Raw genomic sequence first — 18,625 nt, 5'->3', positions numbered from 1 at the left:
GAGAATCTCCTTGTATCGCGTCAGTCTCTCAACGCCCTGCCCGTTAGATGTAGAAACATTGTCTCCAGATTGGGCTCCTGAACTTCCACGGATGTGATGCGCACATTGGCTTTTGCTGCGGTTTCAAACAGTAATGGGAGTACCGTATTCGAATCATCCACCAGCAGGTGCAGTTGCCCATTTTCGGGGGCGATATTCTCCACACCAGGAATGCGCTGCCAGGCATCCATGACGCGGGCGGCTTCGGCGTTGATCGACAGTTCAATGCGATCCAATTCGCCCACAATCCGCACTAACTCGTCATGCGTGCCGCTGGCGATAATCTCGCCGTGATCCATGATGGCAATATGGTCCGAAAGCTCCTGGGCTTCTTCCATATAGTGGGTGGTGTAGAGTACGGTCATGCCCAGGCGGTTGAGTTCCAGCACCGATTCGAGAATATTGCGGCGGCTTTGGGGGTCAATGCCCACGGTCGGTTCGTCCATGATCACAATATCGGGTTTGTGCAGCAGGGCAATGCCAATATTCAGGCGGCGCTTCATCCCGCCAGAGAACTTCTCGACGCGGCTTTTTTGGCGATCCGTCAAGCCGATGATCTCAAGGATTTCATCCACGCGTTGCTTGAGCGCCGTACCGCGCAGACCGTACATCTTGCCCCAAAAGAGCAGATTTTCGCGCGCCGTCAGATCGCCGTAGAGAGCAATTTCCTGCGGCACAACGCCGATCAACGCTTTGGCGGCCTGCGGATTTTTGGTGATCGAATTTCCCAGGATCGTCGCGTCGCCCCGGGTGGGTTTGAGCAGCCCGGAGATCATCGAGATTGTAGTGCTTTTTCCGGCTCCGTTGGGGCCTAGTAAACTAAAAACTTCCCCTCGTTGGATTTCAAGTTCTACACCCTTGACGGCATAGACTTCACCGAAATCTTTGTGAAGGTCGTGGGTGTGGATGGCGATGGACTTGGTCATGATGACTCCTTTTATGGCTGCGCCGAGTTTCATTGCTACTTTCTCTAATTTCTCTGTGTGCTCCGTGCTGCCTTGGCGTATATAAATAGTTTAGCGCAGCGATTGCATTCCGACATCGGACGTTTCTATTCTTTCAGCCTGTCTTTTCGTACAATGTACGCCTGTACAATAGCCCGACAGCCAGGATAGTGTACAATTCCATTACTATGAAACGCGCCCAACTGCTCGACCAATTCCGTGCCAGCTTGTCTGCCGCACCCCCTGATGAATACCAGCAAGCCATGCGAGAAGTCCGCCCCTTTTATTGGTTTTTGCTTGGGGGAATCATCATCCAATATATCTTCACGGTGTATTATTCTCCCGAATTGCATAAACCCGGGCGATTGGCGCTTTTCACAGGTTTGATGCTTTTGCACGGCATTTTACACTGGCTTTCCCCACATCTCACCTACAAAGTAGTGCTCACGCTGCCCTATGTACTTATTCAAAGCGGCATTGCTTTCGCATTGGTGCTTGTTGCCGATAGTATTGGTTTATCCTATGGTTTATTTGCCCCGTTGTTGGGTGAAATCTTGGGTATGTTCCGGCGTTCAAAACAATCTATTTTATATGGCCTGATCTTTTTACTGGCTTCTTTTTTGAGCTATCTGATTGTGAATAACATGACGCAGGCCTGGGAATGGATGGTCACCGCGCTGCCGATTGCTGTTTTTGTCTGGTTATATGTATTCATGTTTACCGGGCAGGTTCAGGCACGCGAGCAGGCACAAACTTTATTGACCGAGTTGGAAGAAGCTCATCAGCGGCTTGCCGAATACGCGGCACAGGTCGAATCGCTTACCCTCACCACCGAGCGCCAGCGCATGGCCCGCGAATTACACGATACCCTCGCCCAGGGGTTGGCGGGCCTGATTTTGCAGCTTGAAGCCGCCGATTCGCATTTGGACCGCGGGCGCGCCGAAAAAGCGCATGACATTGTACAGCAGGCCATGAGCCGGGCGCGCATCACGCTCACCGATGCCCGGGGGGCAATTGATAATTTGCGCGCCACCCAAAACCCCGCCGATCTTGGCCAGGCTGTGCGAGAAGAAATCGAGCGTTTCACCGCTTCCACGAATATCGATTGCTCACTGGAACTTTGTGAGCCTGACGCACTCTCACCACAAACTGCTGAAAACGCGCGGCGTGCCATTTCCGAAGGGCTGACCAATATTGCCCGTCATGCCGCGGCCACGCATGTAGAAGTCACCCTGACTTGTGACGAGCAGCATTTGGATATTTTAATTCGCGATAATGGGGCTGGATTCAATCCCGAAGATGCGCTTGGTCAAGCGGGGCATTACGGCCTGTTGGGGATGCGTGAACGGGCGCGGATTTCGGGAGGCGTGTTGAACATTGAGAGTTTCCCAGCCCGGGGGACAACCCTGCGACTCACATTACCCCTGAGACCTGCCGATGACTGAAGCCATCCGCATATTAATTGCCGACGACCATCTGATTGTACGCGAGGGCCTGCGCCTGATCCTGGAAACCGAAGACGGCTTCGAGTTGGTCGGTGAGGCCAGTGATGGTGCCCAGGCCGTAGAATTGGCCGCCGAACTGCGACCCGATGTGATTCTGATGGATTTGCGTATGCCCCGCATGGATGGCCTGACTGCTATCGAAATTTTGCACCGGCAGCAGCTCCAGATTGCGATTGTGATCCTGACGACCTTCAAGGAAGATGACCTCATGCGCCGCGGACTGAAAGCTGGCGCGCGCGGTTATTTGCTCAAAGACACCGACCGCCAAACTCTCTTCAACACCATCCGGGCGGCGGCGCGCGGCGAAACCCTATTACAACCAGAGATTTTGGAGCAATTGCTTTCCCCGCCCAAAGCTCCCGCCCAACAGCCACCCGTTGCGGATATGAATGATCTAACCGACCGCGAATTGGAAGTACTCAACGCGGTGGCGCGGGGCGATCGCAGCAAGGAAATTGCCTATGCTTTGGGGATTACCGAGCGCACCGTCAAGGCGCACCTATCCAATATTTATAGCAAATTGGGGGTTGATTCCCGCGCTGCCGCCGTATCCGCAGCCATGCAACGCGGGATCTTGGGGCGTGAATGAAGAATTAAAAGGTCATAAAAGATCAAAAAACAAGAAATAGTGTAGTCGTCAGTTGAAGTTTGAACCGTATAGGCAACCTTGTCATTCCGAGCGTAGCGAGCGCAGCGAGGAATCTCCTTTACGATTACTCTTTTACGATGGTTCTTTGGGCAATCATCCATAAAACCAAAAGGATCGCGCTGCCAATTAAAAATGGCGCCGACGACCCCATCCACTCGAAGAATGCGCCCATGACCAGCGGCGTGATAGCATTGGCTCCGCTGAGAAAGGCCGCCGAGATCCCCAGCGTGCCGCCGATTTCATTCGGGGCAACATGCTGTGTAATCATGCTATTGATGGATGGCTGTAAAATACCACCACCAATCGCTGCCGGAATCATTGCCGCGCCCAGCCAGACCAACCCGATCCAGCCTGTGTTAGTGTCATCAGGGAGGTCAATTTGAATATCTTCTACAGGCGGCGTTTCACCCGGATGTGCGACTTCCCCACTGAGTTCGGCGGTTACATCAGCGCGGGAATACCAGGGCACAGGCCGAGCGGGGGTCAGCGCGGCAAATAATAACCCGATCCCGAGCGCCAGCAATCCCATCCGCACCAGCCAACGGTCGCCAAATTTGCGGCTCCACTTGCCGACAAAATAACCTTGCACGGCCACAACGATGATCCCCACATACACAAATAACCCGGCATTGCTGGAGGCGTTCATGCCCAGGCGGTTGAGTGTAAAGAGCGAAAGCAGTTGTTCGAAACCGCCAAAGGCGAATTGTTGGAAAAACATCAAGGCTAGCAGCAGGCCGATTTGCGGTTTTTTCAGAGCATTGAGCATGGCCTTTAAACCGACACCGGTTTTGGCGTCCTTTTGCCCGCGTTTTTCCGGAGGATACGATTCTTCCAACCAGAAGTAGGTCAGCAAGATGGAAATCAACGAAAACCCCGCGGCCACATAAGCTACGAGATGGTAGTTATTATCGCTGAACGCCAGGGTTAAAAAGGCGATGATTGGCCCTACGATAAATCCCAACCCAAAGGCGGCGCCGATCAGCCCCAGACCCTGGGTGCGCGTTTTTTCGGTGGTGTTGTCTGTGATGACGGCTTGTGCGGTGGCGATATTGGCGCCCGAGATGCCATCGATAATCCGGGAGATAAACAGCAGCCAGAGCGTGTTGGCAATACCCAACACGATGAAGCCGATCAATGTGCCGATCTGGCTGACAATCAGCACCGGGCGGCGGCCAAAGCGGTCGGAGAGACGGCCCAACAGCGGCGCGCCGAGAAACTGCATCACCGGGTAGGCTGCTCCCAGCGCCCCAATCACAAAAGCATTGGCGCCGTACGAAGCCGCGTAAAGCGGCAATAGGGGGATGATAATCGTCAAGCCCAGCAGGTCGATCAGTACAATGACGAAAACGGGCAGGATTTTCTTGAAATCCAGTTTTTCTTCGGGGCTGGCAGTAGCTGCGTTTTTGGTATGCGTTTCCATATTTTTTATTTTTCCATCCAGATGGTTACGGGGCCGTCGTTGTGAATTTCGACCAGCATGTGTGCGCCGAACTCGCCGGTTTGGGTCGGAACGCCCTCGGCAGTGAGACGCTCGACGAAGCGCGCCACCAACGGGTGCGCGTCCTCGGGGCGGGCTGCATCTGTGAAGGATGGCCTGCGCCCTTTGCGGGTATCCGCATAGAGCGTAAACTGAGAGATGACCAACGCTTCCCCACCCATTTCCAGGATCGAGCGGTTCAGCTTTCCATCTTCATCTTCAAAGATGCGCAAATTGGCAATTTTCCGGGTGAGATAGTTTATCTGTTCATCCCCATCATCCGGACTGATGCCCAACAAGAGCACCAGTCCAGATTTGATTTCAGCAATCACGCGCCCCTCCACAGACACCCGTCCGTGATTGACGCGCTGCAATAAAACTCGCATGGTCCGTTCCTAATATTTTTTGCAGATTAACGGATACTGACTACGGGTTGCCGCCGGTTGCTTTCCACTCCAGCGCTTTGAGTTTCAATTTCATGATCTGGGCTTCGATCATGCCATCCACCAGGCTTGGATCAACCTTCAGGCCGTGTTCTGCGAGATATTTTGCGGCTATATCTGTGGCATAGTCTTTCTTCGAGAGCGCTGCGCCGGTGGCGATATCAATGGCCGCATTCTTGGCGCCGCTTTGTTCGGCAGCCAGCACCGCCGTCTCAACGGCTTTGTCAATTAACGCGCTGCGAGTTTCGGGGGTATCCACCGGTGGAGCATAGTTTGAGAATTGTGAATTGACCTCAGATTCGATCAGCGTAGCAATTTCGTCCACCTCAATCTCCACACCGGCGCGGTCTAAATAGCGTTGTACTGCATCAATGGCGTATTGTTTCTTCTCCGAGCCACTTTTGAGAATGCCGGAAAAACCAGCCTGTTCGGCGGCTTTCACAGCCAGGGTAATGCCCTTTTCGATCAGCGATAAGTGCTCATCGGAGAGATTTTGCCGGATCATGGCGGTTCTTTCGCGCGTCCACTGGAATGCAGCCGCAACCAGAATGGGAATGGCAATAACGAGCAGCGCCTGGGCTAAAATCGTGAGAAAGTTGGTAAAAGGTTCCATCTGTGCCTCCAATTTGGGAAGTAAATAGGGAGAGAAAATTTTATGGCAGGCCGATCGCCTCTTTCACTTCGGCAATGGTTTGTTGGGCAATCTTTCGCGCACGCTGACCGCCATCCAGCAGAACCTCCCAAACCTGATCGGGAGTCTGGTCAAGTTCGGCCCTGCGAGTGCGGAAAGGCTCCAGATGTTCGTTTAGATTTTTGGCGAAAATCTTTTTGCAATCCACGCAGCCAATTCCAGCCTGACGGCACTCGGTATTGATCATCTGCACGTCTTCATCGGTAGAGAAAATTTTGTGCATGGTGAAAACATTGCATATATCCGGGTTGCCGGGGTCAGTGCGGCGCGCCCGTTGCGGATCGGTGACCATTTGCATGACGCGTTTTTGTGTTTCTTCGGGGGTGGCCGCCAACTCGATATGGTTATCGAGACTCTTGCTCATCTTGTTCAGGCCGTCAATGCCCATGACCTTGGGGATTTGGGTAGCCTTCATTTGCGGCTCAACCAGCACCTTCGTCTGGTAACGGTAATTGAACGAGCGCACGACCTCGCGCGTGAACTCGATATGGGGGGCTTGATCAATCCCCACGGGGACAGCCACCGCTTTGTATAATGCAATATCTGCGGCCATTAAAACCGGATACCCAACCAGCCCATAGTTGATATTATGCGGCTGCTGGCGGATTTTCTCCTTGAAGGTGGGTAGATCGGTCAACTTGCCCAGGGGTGTGACCATTGAAAAGAATGTACTCAGTTCAACGACTTCGGGGATATGCGATTGCACAAAGATCATGCTCTTTTCTGGCGACAGCCCTGCGGCCAGCCAGTCGAGCGCCATTTCGTAGGTATTCTGCTTCAGATTTTGAGTGGTTTCGACTGTTGTTAGCGCGTGAATATCCACAATGCAGTAGATGGCTTCTTCATATAAATCTTGCAGGGCGACATAATTCTTGATCGCGCCAAGATAATTCCCCAAATGCTGTCGTCCCGTTGGGCGCGCGCCAGAAAATACGCGCCCTTTGTGTTTCTTTGCTGCTGTCATTCAAACTCCTTAATCAGATTTTTGTGTACAACTCATGAGGGATGCCGAAAAATGCGAAATAGCCTGAGTAGTATATTTCTATTTAATCATTGCGATAATTTCATCCGGATCGGTGTGCCGTCCGTTTTTTAGTTTCGAGAAAATCAAACGTCCATCTACGCTGACCTCAAATTTCCCCGAATCGGACGGCACAAGCGTAATCGCCTGAATATCCGCTTCAAATTGTCGCAAGAGCGCGGCCATCAGACTGATGGCTCTGGGTGTATATTGTCAAACGGCGCAATAGATAATTTTGATTTCCATTTGGACGAGTAGACTCACTGGGTTTATCGATTGGGAACGAACAAGTGCGCTTGAGTATATCATAAGCGCTCTCTAATTCGGAGGGGTTTAATCCAGTATCCGGGGCGCATAAGGTCTTTATACCAGTGGGAAACCCGAGTGCCGATAAAAAAAGAAGTGCGCAGGGGTCTTGGCCTGCACACTTCAAAATATCGATCTTTTCGGAGCGGAAGCTGCGGTTACTTCTTATGCCGGTAAAAATCTACATCGGCGACCAGCGGCGTATTTTCCAAAATCAGATCGGCGGCTTTCTCCGCCAGCATCATTGTAGGGGCGTAGTTGTTGGCATTGGGCACGTAAGGCAGCACCGAAGAATCCACCACGCGTAACCCCTCCACGCCATGCACGCGCATCGTATTCGGGTCTACCACCGCCATCGCGTCCGTACCCATTTTGCAGGTACAGGAGGGGTGATAAGCCGTCTCGCCATCGCGGCCGACCCAGGCCAGAATCTCTTCATCCGTTTTCACCGATGGGCCGGGGGAAACTTCGCCGGCGTTATAAGGCTCGAAAGCAGGCTGGTTGAGAATATTACGCGCTACATGAATGGCTTCAACCCACTCGCGCCGATCCTGATCTGTAGAAAGATAATTGAACCGCAACGCTGGATACTCGGTTGGGTCTGTCGATTTGATCTTGATCGAGCCGCGCGCATCCGAATACATGGGGCCCACATGCACCTGATACCCGTGTCCGCCGCTGGGCGATGTGCCATCATAACGGATCGCCACCGGCAAGAAGTGGAACATCAAATTGGGATACTCCACAGCTTCATTGCTGCGCGCAAATCCACCGCCTTCAAAGTGGTTGCTGGCCGCCGGGCCTTTCTTGAAAAGCAGCCATTGCAAACCCACCCAGGGTTTGTTATACCACTTCAGCGCCGGATACACCGAAACGGGCTGTTTGCAGGAAAACTGCACATATACTTCCAAGTGATCCTGTAAATTTTCGCCCACGCCCGGTAGATCATGCACGACTGGAATTCCCAGAGCTGCCAACTCGGCGGCATTGCCCACCCCGGAGAGTTGCAGCAGTTGCGGCGAATTGATTGCCCCGCCGCTGAGAATAATATCTTTCCCGTAGATTTTTTCGGATTTCTTGCCCCGTGTGGATACCTCCACCCCGACGGCACGTTTACCCTCAAAGAGAATCCTGGTCACCAGGGTGCGCGTGCGCACCTCCAGGTTGGGGCGATCCATAACGGGGTGCAAATAGGTCCGCGAGGCGCTCATGCGGCGTCCCTTGCGGATATTGCGGTCAAAGGGTGCAAAGCCTTCCTGTTTATACCCGTTGACATCATCGGTCAGCGGATACCCGGCCTGTTGCACAGCTTCGAAGAAAGCCGTAAAGAGCGGGTTGGTCGCCGGGCCGCGTTCCAGCACCAATGGGCCATCGAAACCGCGGAATTTCTCATCGCCCCCAGCCAGCGAATTTTCCATGCGCTGGAAATAAGGCAAACAATGGGCATAGTCCCACCCCTCCATACCCGGATCAGCTGCCCAGCGTTCGTAATCCATCGGGTTGGCGCGCTGGAAGATCATCCCGTTAATGCTGCTGGATCCCCCCAGAATTTTGCCGCGTCCCTGATAAATGCGCCGGTTGTGCATAAACGGTTCCGGCTCCGATTCGTAACACCAGTCGTAATGCTTGCTGCCGATGGGGTAGGTCAGCGCTGCGGGCATCTGAATAAAAAGATCCCACCAGGAATCAGGGCGTCCGGCCTCCAATACCAGTACAGCGTTGTTTTTGTCTGCACTCAGGCGATTGGCTAAAACACACCCCGCCGAACCACCGCCGACAATAATGGTGTCATATTGCTTCGAATTTGTCATTTGTGCCTGCCTCTCTTTATTCTGCTTTGCAGAATACCCCGCAGATCGTTGCGTGGGTTCCGTGATGTAGCAAAACCCGCCTCGAAGGGGGAAATTCCTACCCCCGCTGAGGAATTACGGAATTTTCAGGGTTTTGCCTCTTCATGAGTAAGGCTTTCACCGCGTGGGAATTTTCAGCGGATTGCATAAGCCTACTAGAATTGACAACTATACCGTCCAGATGGTATAGTGTCTATTGTAGACGCAATTATTTAGTTAAGTCAATGCCCATATCGTAGAAAATTTCACAAACTATTGGGGTTTTCGTGGAATTCTTTTAGCGATTTCCTATAGTTTAGCGGTGAAAGCTGTTATGATTATGGAAAATATCGCTAAAAATATATTCCAGATCGGCAGAAGTTGATTGGAGTTACTTGTGCGTAGAAACCGGACCGCATCTCAGACCCGCCGGAAAATTTTCAAGGCTTGCAGCCGTATCTTGCAACACGAAGGTCTTGCAAACTTGACGCTGGAAGCTGTCGCTGATGAGGCCGGTTTGAGCAAAGGGGGCTTGCTGTACCATTTCCCCACAAAGACCGCCCTTGTCGAAGGACTTTTTGAATACCATAATAATGAATTTGAAGAACGTTTACAAGAATTAGCCGAACAAGAAGGCGACAAACCCGGGGCCTGGCTGCGCGCCTATGCCAAAGCCTCGATTGAGCAAATGTCCGATCCCGATAATGTCAGCCTGTATGCCAGCCTGTTTGCTGCCGAAGAACGCTATGCCAGCGCCCACAGGCTTATGCGTGATAAATATATTTCCTGGCAAAAGCGCATCGACGCCTGCCGCCTGGATTCGGATTGGGCAATGTTGGTGCGCTTTGCTGTCGATGGCCTGTGGTTTGCCGAAATGCACCGCTATGCGCCGCCGGATGTTGAACGGCGCGACAAAATTGTTGCCATGATTCTCGATTTAACCCATAAGGAAAATATTCCCGATTAGTATCACAACTTTCGTACCTGCAAACCTGATTGAATGATAAATCGTGACTCCCCACCTTTTTTTCGGAATTCTCTCTGTGAAGGCGCCTGTACCCCTACAGGGGTGTTAGCCTGAGCCGTTACGAATTAGGATTACCAGCTTATGAGCACTGTTCAACTTCGTAATATTTGGAAAATCTTTGGCCCGAATCCAAAATATGTGTACGATACAATGGATCAGGCTGCCTCGCGCAGCGAGATACTCAGCCAAACCGGGCATGTTGTCGCTGTGCGCGATGTTTCGCTGGAGGTTGCCAGGGGCGAAATTTTTGTTGTTATGGGGTTGTCGGGCAGCGGCAAATCGACTTTGGTGCGCTGCCTCTCGCGTCTGATCGAGCCAACCGTGGGCCAGGTGCTGATCGACGATGTGGATGTCACCGCCATGAACGCGGACGACCTGCGCCAGTTGCGGCGGCATACGGTCAGCATGGTCTTTCAGCGTTTTGGTCTGTTTCCGCACCGGCGGGTGGTGGATAATGTGGCCTACGGGCTTGAAGTGCGTGGAATGGCTGTCAGTGAGCGGCGCTTGAAAGCCTATGAGATTTTGCAACTTGTCGGGCTGGATGGCTGGGAAGATCGTTATCCGCACGAACTCAGCGGGGGGATGCAGCAAAGGGTGGGGTTGGCGCGCGCCCTGGCGGTGGACCCTGAAATTATGCTGTGTGACGAACCCTTTAGCGCCCTCGATCCGTTGATTCGCCGCGATATGCAAGATGAACTCCTCAACTTGCAGCAAGAACTCCACAAAACGATTCTGTTCATCACGCATGATTTTCATGAAGCCATTAAATTGGGCGACCGGATTGCGATTATGAAAGACGGCGCTATCGTTCAGGTGGGCACCGCGCAGCAAATTGTGGCTCATCCTGTGGATGAATATGTGCGCGAGTTTACTCAAGATGTGCCGCGCACGAAAGTACTCACCGCCGAAACGATTATGCTGTCGCATGATGGCAAAAATGCCCTTTCTGGCGAGGCGGTTTTATACAATACCACCATTGAAGCCTTAATCCCGCGCATCAGCGCCACGGATGCACTTTTCCCGGTGGTCAATGCTGCCGACGAAATCATCGGTGTGCTGGATCGGCACACGGTGTTGATGGCTCTGGCAGAGTCCTGATTATGGCGCAAACAACGCTCTCGCAGCACAATCGATTGCCAGCACGTCTTCACTCACTCCTGAGTTGGGGTTTGTTCGCTGGGGGGATTGTGGTTTTGTTGTTGCTGAGTCAAAAACTCAGCGCACTGGATATTTTCCCCGAACACTGGAATTTCGGTCTGCGTGAGGTGCTCAATGAGTTCAAGCGTTGGGTGGTTGTCAATCGCAATAGCCACTGGATGTTTGCATTTTTCTTTGAACCGTTGAGCGCAGTGATCGATTTCACCCTGCGCCGCATTGAAAATTTTCTTTTATGGCTGCCCTGGCCGGTAGTGATTTTCGCCGTTTTCATTTTTGCCGAGCGTATTCGTGGTTTACGCTTGGCATTCCTCATGGTGGCCTGCCTGTTGCCGATGGGCATGTTCGGTTTGTGGGAAGAGAGCCTGCAAACGCTGGCGCTGATGGTCACGGCAGTCATCTTCTCTTTGGCGTTAGGAATTCCTTTGGGAATTTGGTCGGCGCGCAACGATCTGGTGGAGAAAATTTTTCGCCCCATTCTGGATGCCATGCAAACCATGCCAGCGTTTGTTTATCTCATTCCGGTGTTGCTGTTCTTCGGGGTGGCGCGCGTGCCCAGTATTATCGCCACCGTTATTTATGCGCTGCCCCCCGCGATCCGCCTCACCAGCCTCGGGCTGCGTTCGGTATCTGATGAGATGATTGAGGCCGCCGATGCTTTCGGTTCCACTGAAAAACAAGTGCTGCGCAAGGTCCAACTCCCTCTGGCGTTGCCCACAATTATGGTCGGCGTGAATCAAACAATCATGATGGCATTGAGTATTGTGGTGATCGCGGCGTTGATTGGCGCGGGTGGCTTGGGCGAAGTTGTGCTGAAAGCGTTGCGCCGCCTGCGGGTGGGTTCGGCATTGGAAGCCGGATTGGCGATTGTCTTTATGGCTGTGCTGCTCGACCGCCTGAGCGCGGCTCTGGCGCAAATTGAACGCCACAGCGTAGAGCAGTTCCGCGGTTTTCGCTTGTTTAGCGAAAAATTACGCGGGAACAAACTTGTTGTATGGATCGAAGCAGGTATTCAACGAGTATATGCGCTGGGTGCTGCGGTGGCGGCGAGTTTGGAAAAACGCCTGGAAAAAACCTTTGGCCCGAAAGTCCGTTGGCTGTCTGGCCGCGCCGAATGGATCACTATTCTGTTTTTCTTTGTGTTGGCAACCGCGCTCTTTTTGTTGGCGGGAGTGCAGTCTTTTCCCAAAGCGTTGCATTTTGATATTAGTCAGCCCGTTGATGCGATGGTGCAGTGGATGCAGGTTAATTTGTATAATATTGGTGATTCCGGCATTGGCACCGGCCCGTTGCGCGATTTTCTAATTATCTATGTTTTCAAGCCGCTGCGCACATTCCTCACTGATCAGGTGCCCTGGACGGTTGTGGCTTTTGTATTTGTGTATGCGGCTTTTGCGGCCAGCGGATGGCGGCTGATGCTCTCTGTCCTGGTGTTGGTTTTATCCATCGGGTTGATCGGAATGTGGCCGTTTACTATGGACACGCTGGGGCAAACGCTGGTTGCCGGGGTAATCTGCGTAGGGTTGGGAATTCCTTTGGGAATCTGGTCATCCAAGAGCGATCGCGCCGATCAGATGATTCGTCCGGTGCTGGATTTTCTGCAAACCATCCCCATTTTTGTCTATCTCGTCCCGGTGATTATGCTCTTTGGCACGGGCAGCGTGGCCGGGCTGATTGCTTCGGTGTTATATGCCGCTGTGCCGGTCATCCGCCTGACAAATGCCGGAATCCGCAGCGTGGATGTGGCGCTCAAAGAGTCGGCGCAGGCCTTTGGCTCAACCTGGCTGCAAACCCTGTTGAAGATCGAAATTCCACTGGCGCTGCCGGCCATTATGCTGGGGATCAACCAAACCATTATGATGGTGCTGGCGATGGTGATTATTGCCGGTTTGGTGGGGGCAACCGGCCTGGGTTTGGAGGTCTATCAGGGTTTTGCCAACGATAACCTCGGACGCAGCGTGGAAGCTGGCCTGGCAATTGTGCTCTGTGCGATTGTGATTGACCGGATTACGCAGCAGTTTGCGCGTAAGGCCAGCCAGGCCGCGAATTTAAATTAGGTGGTCATCGAGGATGCGCCTGCCTGGGCGTGAAGAACGCTTAGGCCGAAAGCTTTCTCGATTTATAAGCAGGACTGCGTACTTTTTCAATAAAATGCGCAAGCCCTGTTATCAATCTAAAGGAGAAAAAACATGTTTCGAAAGTTAACCGTAGTTTTCTTGCTCCTCCTGGTGGCTGTATTTGCTGTTGCTTGTAGCAGCGGTGGAGAAAAAGCAACCATCACGATGATCGAAAATCCGTGGCCTGCTTCAGAGCTGAACGCAGCTGTCGCCAAGATTATCGTTGAGAAAGAGCTTGGCAACCCGGTAGAAATCATTGCTCTGGACGAGAACGCCCAATGGGACGCGCTCTCCGCTGGTGATGCCGATGCCAATCTCGAAGTATGGCCTTCGGGTCATGGTGAGCGCATCGCCGAGTATATTGACAACCTCGGCACCGTAGAGAATGGCGGTCTGCTTGGCCCAGTCGGCGAGATTGGCTGGTTCGTGCCCTCCTACGTGATCGAAGCTAATCCGGCTTTGGCGACCTGGGAAGGCTATGCTGACGCAGCGGCTGATTTTGCTTCGGCTGAAACCGGTGATTTGGGGCGCTTCCTGGGCGCAGACCCGAGCTGGGTGCAGTACGATGAGCAGATCATTGCCAACCTGGGTTTACCCTTCCAGGTCGTGTGGACAGGCTCCGAAGATGCATTGCTGGCCGAAGTTTCTTCTGCGTATAGCCGCGAAGAACCAGTATTGTTCTACTTCTATTCGCCGCACGCTATCTTCCAGCAGTTTGACCTGACTCAGGTAGAATTGCCCGCGTATAGCGATGAGTGCTACGCTGATCCGGCGATGGTGGATTGCGCTTACCCCAAAGATAATTTGATGAAAATCTTCAGCGCAGGGTTAAAAGACAAAGACGCCGCTGTGTATACCTTCCTTGCCAATATGAGCTACGGCAGTGATGCCCAAATTGAGATGCTGGCTATGCTCAACGATGGTAAGACTGTGGAAGAAGCCGCTCAGGCCTGGGTGGACGCCCACGAAGATGTCTGGAAGGCTTGGCTGCCCTAAAGAGTATTTTTCCGAAATAGAAAACAGGGTGCGAGTTGGCTCATGCCGACTCGCACCCTGTTTTTGTTTGGCTGACCCTAACCCATTGGGAGAGGGCAGACTAGGCGCTGATATTTTCTTCTTTTTCGATAGCTTCAGGAGCTATGGGGGGGTTGTCGATCTCGAAGCTTAGGCTTTGTTTATCCTCAGGATTCACATCTACTTTCACGGTGCAGCCTTTTGCGATTTCGTTGCCGAGTAGCTTTACCGAGAGTGGGCTTTCGATAAATTTCTGCAGGGCACGTTTTAACGGGCGCGCCCCAAAATCGGGATCAAAGCCAATTTCGGCGAGCCACCTGCGGGCCGCGTCCGTCAGTTCCACTTTGATGCCCAGTTCACTCAGGCGTTCCTCGACCTCATTCATTTGCAGTCCCACAATTTCTACCATTTCTTCCAGCGAAAGCGGTGAGAAGGTGATGATTTCATCGATGCGGTTAAGAAATTCGGGGCGGAAGGTTTTCTTGAGTTCCGACTGGATTTTGGCGTGCGACTCGCGCTCGCGCGAATCGCCTGCATCGCGTAAGAAGCCCAGACTGCCCGACGAGCGCACGTATTCGGTGCCCAGGTTGCTGGTCATGATGAGGACAGTGTTGCGGAAATCAACCAGGTTGCCCTGCCCATCGGTGAGGCGACCATCATCGAAAATTTGTAACAGCGCATTCCAGACCTCGGGGTGCGCTTTTTCGATTTCGTCAAAGAGTATCACGCGGTAGGGGCGGCGGCGCACGGCCTCGGTGAGCTGGCCGCCTTCTTCGTAGCCCACATAGCCGGGAGGCGCGCCAAAGAGCCGCGAGACGGTGTGTTGTTCACGGTATTCGCTCATATCAATGCGCACCAAGGCTTCTTCGTCGTCGAACATAAATTCGGCCAGGGCTTTGGCAAGTTCGGTTTTGCCCACACCCGAAGGCCCAATAAAAATGAACGAACCGATGGGGCGTTTGGGGTCTTTCATCCCGGAGCGCGCCCGCCGGATGGCGTCGGAGATGGCATGAATGGCGTCTTTTTGCCCGATGACACGTTCGTGCAAACGTACTTCCATTTCGAGCAGGCGCTCGGATTCGGTTTCGAGCATTTGATTAACCGGGATGCCCGTCCATTGGGAGACAACTTCGGCGACATCATCTTCGTCAACGACTTCGTCAAGCTCGTGCTCGCTCTCCCATTGTTCACGCTCGGTTTTGAATTCTTCTTCTAACCGGGCGCGCTCGGTTTTCTTTTCAGCGGCGCGCTCGTAATCGCGTTCGAGCCCGGCTTGTTCTTCTTCGACCATTAGACGGTCAATTTCAGTTTTCTTGGCCTTGAGTTCAGGTGGCAGAGAGTAGAGCGCCACGCGCAGTTTGGCGGCGGCTTCATCCATCAGGTCGATAGCTTTGTCGGGGAGGCGACGGTCGGCGACGTAGCGCGTTGAGAGGCGCGCCGCGGCGACCAGGGCTTCATCGGAAAAGCTGACTTTGTGATGCGCTTCATAGCGGTCGCGCAGGCCATGTAGCATCAGAATGGTATCTTCAACGCTGGGTTCGTCCACATAAACGGGGGCAAAACGCCGCTCAAGGGCCGAATCTTTTTCGATATATTTGTGATATTCATCCAGGGTGGTCGCACCGACACATTGCAACTCGCCGCGCGCCAGCGCTGGTTTGAGCATGTTGGAGGCATCCAGCGTGCCGCCAGCCGATCCCGCGCCGACTACGGTGTGCAACTCGTCAATGAACAGGATGATTTCCCCCTCGGCGCGCTGAATATCTTCGATGGCGGCCTTGAGGCGTTCTTCGAATTCGCCGCGGAAGCGCGATCCGGCCACCATCGCGCCCAAATCGAGCGAGACCACTTTTTTGCCCGAAAGAATTTCAGGCACATCATTTGTAGCAATTTTTTGAGCCAGCCCTTCAACGATAGCAGTTTTGCCGACGCCGGCTTCGCCGATCAGCACCGGGTTGTTTTTTGTGCGCCGCGAGAGAATCTGGATCACGCGCATAATCTCGTTGTCGCGCCCAATAACCGGGTCGAGTTTGCCCTCGCGGGCCATGGTCGTTAAATCGCGGGAATATTTTTCCAATACTTTGTAGCGCTGTTCGGATTTCGGATCGGTTACCCGCTGACCGCCGCGCATCTGTTGAATAGCTTCCATGGTGCGTTCTTTGGTAACCCCCGCGCCATCGAGCATGCGCCCCGCGGGGGTGTTGCGTTCGCTCAGAATCGCTAAAAAGAGATGTTCGGTGGAAATATATTCGTCTTTCAGGCGATTGGCTTCCTGATTGGCGAGATCCACAATGCGTTTGACGCGCGGTGTGATGAAAATTTGCCCCGCGCCGCCGCCAAAAATATTGGCTTTGGGACTGGTGCGCAGCACATAATCCAGCCGGTCGGTGAGTTGTGGTGAATCAATTTTGAGAATCTCAAGAATTTGGGGCACCAGACCCTCTGGCTGCTCGATCAGCGCCAGCAAAATGTGTTCGGTGTCAATCTGGTTATGTCCGTAGCGCTGGATGATTTCGGCGGCTCGTTGAGCAGCTTCTTGTGCCCGCTCGGTAAAGCGATCAAATCGCATCATGGTGAGTTCCTTTGGGGTACTTCTGTAAATAGCAGGGAAACTTACCACGAAGACACGAAGAATTTAAAAGAGTTGTTCTTTGTGGCTTGGTGCCTTTGTGGTGAAAAAATTATAACATTCGGCGGCATTCCAAATCTCAGCCCGGCATTAGAAATGTGTATGAAATCTATTAGACGTGGTTTGCGCGCACAGCCTGACAGCGTTCACAATCTTCGAGTTCGCAGAGCAATGCGTTTGGATCAGTGGCGATGATGCGCTCCGTTGTTCGAACCAGCATGGACAGGGGAATCAACTGGATGAGTGCATTTCCCAGGTTAGTTTCGCGGGTATAGGATTCCAGCCAGGGGGTGATGGCATTGAATCCGAAGGAACACCCCGGCCAGGCAGGACATTCGACGATGCCCTGTGAGGTGAGTGCCCAACGGAGGAATTGTCTGCGCCCGGCGCGTTGTTCTGCAAAGTGGATACTCGTATTGGCAGTGTGATCTACCCCCAGGAGCAGCACCACGCCCTGAGAATCAGTCAGCCACTCGATCGGTGCGAAGGGGTCGGCCAATGTTTGGGTGTGGATGGCCTCCTCGAGATGAATCCCCGCAAAGGAATAAATTGGGTGAATTGAGCGTTGCGCCTGGGGATGTTGGCGCAGGGTTTCAGCCACAACGCCCATCAGCGTATCGGCGGGCATCTCTGGGTGGAAGAATTCTGCCATCTGATTTTGGTCGCCCTCGCTGCCATAGGTGATGCCATTATTCGGCGGCCCATCGGGGGGAGTCAGCATGGTTTTATAGGTGAAGGTCGGCATCATCACCCCCGCGCTGGTTGCTAGCATCGCTCCGACTAACGTATCCGCGCCGCCTTTCACGGGTCCAAACGCCGAAAGCGAGGCGTGCGCGATGATGGGTTGAGTGCCATTCAAACCCAGTTGGCGTAGAGCAGTGACGAATTCTCGAAAAGTAATCATTTACTGCCCTGTCCACTCTGGCGGGCGTTTTTCGATGAAGGCAGCCATGCCTTCTTTCTGGTCTGCAGTGGCGAAGAGCAGCGTGAAGGCGCGGCGTTCATCCGCCAGCCCTTCAGTGAGTGAGGTTTCAAAAGCCTGATTGACGGCTTCTTTACCGAGTTGTACAGCCAGCGGGGCGCGGGCGGCAATTTCGGCGGCCAGTTGCAGAGCTTCTTCCAAGCAGCGTTCGGGCGGTACCACGTGGTTGACAATACCATAGTGCAAAGCTTCGGCGGCGCTGAGTGTACGGTTATTGAGTACCATTTCCATCGCCAGCGCTTTCCCAACGGCTTTTGCCAGGCGCTGTGTGCCCCCGGCCCCGGGGATCACGCCGATATTAATTTCTGGCTGCCCGAACTTGGCGTTTTCGGCGGCGATAATCATATCGCATGAAAGTGCAAGTTCGCTGCCCCCGCCCAACGCCCAGCCCGCCACCGCGGCGATAACTGGTTTTTTGATCGCCCGGATGCGGTCAAACGTGGGAATAAAATTGCTGTTAAGCATTTCCACCGCCGAGGCATTGGCCATCTCTTTGATGTCGGCTCCCGCGGCAAAGGCTTTTTCGCTGCCTGTGATGACCATTGCGCCGATATTTTCGTCGGCGTCGAAAACTTCCAACGCGGATATTAGCTCGATGAGCAGGGTTTTATTGAGGGCGTTCAGGGCTTTGGGCCGGTTCAGGCGGATGAGGCCAACGCGTTCGCGAGTTTCGATGAGGATAGTTTCGTAGGACATGGTGACTCCTAAAGTGCCTGCTGCACAAAGAAAAATTACCACCAAGCCTCAAAGACTCGAATGGATAAATTTTGGTTTATCTTGGTGACTTCGTGTCTTAG

General features: G+C 53.2%; 16 protein-coding genes. 6 read left to right on the top strand and 10 right to left on the bottom strand.

Going from position 1 to position 18,625, the window contains the following annotated elements; translation table 11 throughout:
- Positions 1 to 20: 20 nt before the first annotated feature.
- A complete protein-coding gene (locus tag HN413_14995) occupies positions 21 to 965 on the bottom strand; it encodes an ABC transporter ATP-binding protein (GenBank protein ID MBT3391703.1) in 945 nt (314 codons plus the stop codon).
- A gap of 206 nt (positions 966 to 1,171) precedes the next feature.
- Here HN413_14995 and HN413_14990 point away from each other — a divergent pair, with 206 nt between their 5' ends.
- Positions 1,172 to 2,428 (top strand): sensor histidine kinase, encoded by a 1,257-nt coding sequence (locus tag HN413_14990; GenBank protein MBT3391702.1) that lies wholly within the window; start codon positions 1,172 to 1,174, stop codon positions 2,426 to 2,428.
- A complete protein-coding gene (locus HN413_14985; GenBank protein MBT3391701.1) occupies positions 2,421 to 3,077 on the top strand; it encodes a response regulator transcription factor in 657 nt (218 codons plus the stop codon). The genes HN413_14990 and HN413_14985 overlap by 8 nt, the downstream gene beginning before the upstream one ends.
- 124 nt (positions 3,078 to 3,201) lie before the next feature.
- Here the strand turns inward: HN413_14985 and HN413_14980 are convergent, their stop codons facing one another.
- From HN413_14980 to betA, 6 genes are all read right to left on the bottom strand, one after another.
- The gene (locus HN413_14980; protein MBT3391700.1) at positions 3,202 to 4,557 is read right to left on the bottom strand and encodes an MFS transporter; all 1,356 of its coding nucleotides are present in this window, start codon (positions 4,555 to 4,557) and stop codon (positions 3,202 to 3,204) included.
- A gap of 5 nt (positions 4,558 to 4,562) precedes the next feature.
- On the bottom strand, positions 4,563 to 5,000 hold the full coding sequence (locus HN413_14975) for a D-tyrosyl-tRNA(Tyr) deacylase (GenBank protein MBT3391699.1): 438 nt from the start codon (positions 4,998 to 5,000) through the stop codon (positions 4,563 to 4,565).
- 40 nt (positions 5,001 to 5,040) lie between these two features.
- Positions 5,041 to 5,670 (bottom strand): hypothetical protein, encoded by a 630-nt coding sequence (locus HN413_14970; protein MBT3391698.1) that lies wholly within the window; start codon positions 5,668 to 5,670, stop codon positions 5,041 to 5,043.
- Between the two features lie 40 nt (positions 5,671 to 5,710).
- Positions 5,711 to 6,712 carry a tryptophan--tRNA ligase gene (gene trpS, locus HN413_14965; GenBank protein MBT3391697.1) on the bottom strand — a complete coding sequence of 334 codons (1,002 nt, stop codon included), beginning with the start codon at positions 6,710 to 6,712 and terminating at the stop codon, positions 5,711 to 5,713.
- Positions 6,713 to 6,790: 78 nt separating this feature from the next.
- Positions 6,791 to 6,955, bottom strand: coding sequence for a SelT/SelW/SelH family protein (locus HN413_14960; protein ID MBT3391696.1), 165 nt, complete (start codon positions 6,953 to 6,955; stop codon positions 6,791 to 6,793).
- 278 nt (positions 6,956 to 7,233) lie between these two features.
- Complete coding sequence (gene betA / locus HN413_14955) at positions 7,234 to 8,886, bottom strand: choline dehydrogenase (protein MBT3391695.1); 1,653 nt, start codon at positions 8,884 to 8,886, stop codon at positions 7,234 to 7,236.
- Positions 8,887 to 9,301: 415 nt separating this feature from the next.
- On the opposite strand from betA, the gene HN413_14950 reads away from it, so the two are divergent.
- The 4 genes from HN413_14950 (at position 9,302) to HN413_14935 (ending at position 14,199) form a co-directional block, all read left to right on the top strand.
- Positions 9,302 to 9,871 carry a TetR/AcrR family transcriptional regulator gene (locus HN413_14950; GenBank protein MBT3391694.1) on the top strand — a complete coding sequence of 190 codons (570 nt, stop codon included), beginning with the start codon at positions 9,302 to 9,304 and terminating at the stop codon, positions 9,869 to 9,871.
- A gap of 141 nt (positions 9,872 to 10,012) precedes the next feature.
- Positions 10,013 to 11,029 carry a glycine betaine/L-proline ABC transporter ATP-binding protein gene (locus tag HN413_14945; GenBank protein MBT3391693.1) on the top strand — a complete coding sequence of 339 codons (1,017 nt, stop codon included), beginning with the start codon at positions 10,013 to 10,015 and terminating at the stop codon, positions 11,027 to 11,029.
- A 2-nt stretch (positions 11,030 to 11,031) separates the two neighbouring features.
- Positions 11,032 to 13,143, top strand: coding sequence for an ABC transporter permease subunit (locus tag HN413_14940; protein MBT3391692.1), 2,112 nt, complete (start codon positions 11,032 to 11,034; stop codon positions 13,141 to 13,143).
- Between the two features lie 132 nt (positions 13,144 to 13,275).
- Positions 13,276 to 14,199, top strand: coding sequence for a hypothetical protein (locus tag HN413_14935; GenBank protein MBT3391691.1), 924 nt, complete (start codon positions 13,276 to 13,278; stop codon positions 14,197 to 14,199).
- 100 nt (positions 14,200 to 14,299) lie between these two features.
- On the opposite strand, the gene HN413_14930 is transcribed toward HN413_14935, so the two are convergent.
- The 3 genes from HN413_14930 to HN413_14920 all read right to left on the bottom strand — a co-directional run bounded on the left by HN413_14930 (position 14,300) and on the right by HN413_14920 (position 18,524).
- Entirely contained in the window at positions 14,300 to 16,786 is a 2,487-nt protein-coding gene (locus HN413_14930; protein MBT3391690.1) for an AAA domain-containing protein, read from the bottom strand.
- A gap of 172 nt (positions 16,787 to 16,958) precedes the next feature.
- Positions 16,959 to 17,750: an AAC(3) family N-acetyltransferase gene (locus HN413_14925; protein ID MBT3391689.1), complete on the bottom strand. Its 792-nt coding sequence runs from the start codon at positions 17,748 to 17,750 to the stop codon at positions 16,959 to 16,961.
- Positions 17,751 to 18,524, bottom strand: a complete 774-nt coding sequence (locus HN413_14920) for an enoyl-CoA hydratase (GenBank protein MBT3391688.1) — start codon at positions 18,522 to 18,524, stop codon at positions 17,751 to 17,753.
- Positions 18,525 to 18,625 lie beyond the last annotated feature (101 nt).

This window comes from Chloroflexota bacterium, from assembly GCA_018648225.1.
GTDB lineage: Bacteria > Chloroflexota > Anaerolineae > Anaerolineales > UBA11858 > NIOZ-UU35.
This window is presented reverse-complemented; position numbering and strand designations above follow the sequence as displayed.

Bases quoted from the DNA above. Each gene is read 5' to 3' on its own strand.
- HN413_14930 (MBT3391690.1), bottom strand. From the start codon at position 16,786: ATGCGATTTGATCGCTTTACCGAGCGGGCACAAGAAGCTGCTCAACGA.
- HN413_14980 (MBT3391700.1), bottom strand. From the start codon at position 4,557: ATGGAAACGCATACCAAAAACGCAGCTACTGCCAGCCCCGAAGAAAAA.
- HN413_14935 (MBT3391691.1), top strand. From the start codon at position 13,276: ATGTTTCGAAAGTTAACCGTAGTTTTCTTGCTCCTCCTGGTGGCTGTA.
- HN413_14990 (MBT3391702.1), top strand. From the start codon at position 1,172: ATGAAACGCGCCCAACTGCTCGACCAATTCCGTGCCAGCTTGTCTGCC.
- trpS (MBT3391697.1), bottom strand. From the start codon at position 6,712: ATGACAGCAGCAAAGAAACACAAAGGGCGCGTATTTTCTGGCGCGCGC.
- HN413_14960 (MBT3391696.1), bottom strand. From the start codon at position 6,955: ATGGCCGCGCTCTTGCGACAATTTGAAGCGGATATTCAGGCGATTACG.
- HN413_14985 (MBT3391701.1), top strand. From the start codon at position 2,421: ATGACTGAAGCCATCCGCATATTAATTGCCGACGACCATCTGATTGTA.
- HN413_14975 (MBT3391699.1), bottom strand. From the start codon at position 5,000: ATGCGAGTTTTATTGCAGCGCGTCAATCACGGACGGGTGTCTGTGGAG.
- HN413_14920 (MBT3391688.1), bottom strand. From the start codon at position 18,524: ATGTCCTACGAAACTATCCTCATCGAAACTCGCGAACGCGTTGGCCTC.
- HN413_14945 (MBT3391693.1), top strand. From the start codon at position 10,013: ATGAGCACTGTTCAACTTCGTAATATTTGGAAAATCTTTGGCCCGAAT.
- HN413_14940 (MBT3391692.1), top strand. From the start codon at position 11,032: ATGGCGCAAACAACGCTCTCGCAGCACAATCGATTGCCAGCACGTCTT.
- HN413_14970 (MBT3391698.1), bottom strand. From the start codon at position 5,670: ATGGAACCTTTTACCAACTTTCTCACGATTTTAGCCCAGGCGCTGCTC.
- HN413_14925 (MBT3391689.1), bottom strand. From the start codon at position 17,750: ATGATTACTTTTCGAGAATTCGTCACTGCTCTACGCCAACTGGGTTTG.
- betA (MBT3391695.1), bottom strand. From the start codon at position 8,886: ATGACAAATTCGAAGCAATATGACACCATTATTGTCGGCGGTGGTTCG.
- HN413_14995 (MBT3391703.1), bottom strand. From the start codon at position 965: ATGACCAAGTCCATCGCCATCCACACCCACGACCTTCACAAAGATTTC.